Source organism: Fibrobacter sp. UBA4309 (assembly GCF_002395745.1).
Classification (GTDB): domain Bacteria; phylum Fibrobacterota; class Fibrobacteria; order Fibrobacterales; family Fibrobacteraceae; genus Fibrobacter.
Map to the genome: position 1 here is coordinate 12,538 of NZ_DGUN01000040.1, position 998 is coordinate 13,535.

Below are 998 nucleotides of genomic sequence, written 5' to 3' on the forward strand. Positions count from 1 at the left end.
AAAATGGCAAAGCAACTCAAGTTTGATGTGGCGGCTCGCGAATCCCTCATGAAGGGCGTGGACAAGCTCGCCAACGCAGTCAAGGTAACTCTCGGCCCCAAGGGCCGCAACGTGATGATCGCCCGCTCCTTCGGTGCCCCGAACGTGACGAAGGACGGCGTGACGGTCGCCAAGGAAGTGGAACTCGAAGACGCCTACGAAAATCTCGGCGCCCAGATGGCCAAGGAAGTAGCCAACAAGACTTCTGACGCTGCCGGTGACGGTACCACGACTGCAACCGTTCTCGCCCAGGCTATCACTCGCGAAGGCTTGAAGAACGTCGCTGCCGGTGCAAACCCGATGGACATCAAGCGCGGCATGGACGCTGCGGTTGACGCCGTCATCAAGGAAATCGGCAAGATGGCCGTGAAGATCAACGGCAAGGAACACATTGCCCAGGTCGCTACCATCTCTGCGAACAATGACCCGGAAATCGGTGACCTCCTCGCCAACGCCATGGAAAAGGTCGGCAACGACGGTGTCATCACCATCGAAGAATCCAAGACTGCCGACACGGTGCTCGACGTCGTGGAAGGTATGCAGTTCGACCGCGGTTACCTGTCTCCTTACTTTGTCACCAACACCGACAGCATGGAAGTCTCCCTCGAGAATCCGTACATCCTGTTGTACGACAAGAAGATTTCTACCATGAAGGATTTGCTCCCGATGCTCGAACACGTGGCAAAGCAGGGCAAGTCTCTCCTCATCATTGCCGAAGACGTCGATGGCGAAGCTCTCGCAACGCTCGTCGTGAACAAGATGCGTGGCACCCTGAAGGTCGCCGCCGTCAAGGCCCCGGGCTTCGGTGACCGTCGCAAGGCCATGCTCGAAGACATCGCTATCCTCACTGGCGGTATGCTGGTTTCCGAAGACACGGGCGCCAAGCTCGAAGATGCTCCGGTCACCGTCCTTGGCCAGGCCAAGTCCATCACCATCACGAAGGACAACACCACGATTGT

General features: G+C 57.7%; 1 protein-coding gene. It reads left to right on the forward strand.

Features of this window, described 5'->3' with window-relative positions:
• Positions 1-3 precede the first annotated feature (3 nt).
• Positions 4-998 (forward strand): chaperonin GroEL (gene groEL / locus B3M32_RS04575; protein WP_290743877.1); only part of this gene is annotated, 995 nt, incomplete at its 3' end.